The 278-nt window shown below is 66.2% G+C and carries 1 protein-coding gene; it reads left to right on the top strand.

What is annotated here, in order from left to right; all coding sequences use genetic code 11:
* The coding region (locus tag EN857_RS34440; RefSeq protein WP_135897757.1) for an ATP-binding cassette domain-containing protein at positions 1 to 278 on the top strand (278 nt) is incomplete at both ends.

Raw genomic sequence — 278 nt, forward strand, 5'->3', positions numbered from 1 at the left:
GCACCAGGAACTCAACCTCTTCGAAAATCTCGATGTCGCGGCCAACATCTTCTTCGGCCGCGAGCCGCTGCGCGCCGGGCCGCTGAAGCTGGTCGACCGCGCGAAATTGCGCGAAATGGTGGCGCCACTCCTGAAGCGCGTCGGCGCCAATTTCTCGGCGGACGCGCCGGTCGCCTCGCTGTCACTCGCCCAGCAGCAGATGGTCGAGATCGCCAAGGCGCTGTCGATCAAGGCCCGCCTTGTGATCCTCGACGAGCCGACCTCCAGCCTGCCGAGCG

Origin of the sequence: Mesorhizobium sp. M4B.F.Ca.ET.214.01.1.1 (assembly GCF_004791545.1) — a bacterium.
GTDB lineage: Bacteria > Pseudomonadota > Alphaproteobacteria > Rhizobiales > Rhizobiaceae > Mesorhizobium > Mesorhizobium abyssinicae.